Raw genomic sequence first — 567 nt, forward strand, 5'->3', positions numbered from 1 at the left:
GACTTCCGTCCCAGCCGTGCCAGGTGCTGCCTCAGATTCAGGTTATGCCGCTCAATTCGCTGCGTATATCGTTTGCTGATTACGTGCAGCTTTCCCTTCAGGCGGGATTCATACAGCGGCCAGCCATCCGTCATCCATATCACCACGTCAAAGGGTGACAGCAGGCTCATAAGACGCCCCAGCGTCGCCATAGTGCGTTCACCGAATACGTGCGCAAACCGTCTTCCGGAGCCTGTCATACGCGTAAAACAGCCAGCACTGGCGCGATTTAGCCCCGACATAGCCCCACTGTTCGTCCATTTCCGCGCAGACGATGACGTCACTGCCCGGCTGTATGCGCGAGGTTACCGACTGCGGCCTGAGTTTTTTAAGTGACGTAAAATCGTGTTGAGGCCAACGCCCATAATGCGGGCGGTTGCCCGGCATCCAACACCATTCATGGCCATATCAATGATTTTCTGGTGCGTACCGGGTTGAGAAGCGGTGTAAGTGAACTGCAGTTGCCATGTTTTACGGCAGTGAGAGCAGAGATAACGCTGATGTCCGGCAGTACTTTTACCGTTACGA

At 54.9% G+C, this 567-nt stretch carries 1 pseudogene; it reads right to left on the minus strand.

Features of this window, described 5'->3' with window-relative positions:
* Positions 1-567: pseudogene (locus R7P64_RS24470) on the minus strand (IS1 family transposase); the annotation flags it as partial.

Source organism: Vibrio sp. 2304 (assembly GCF_033339475.1).
GTDB lineage: Bacteria > Pseudomonadota > Gammaproteobacteria > Enterobacterales > Vibrionaceae > Vibrio > Vibrio alginolyticus.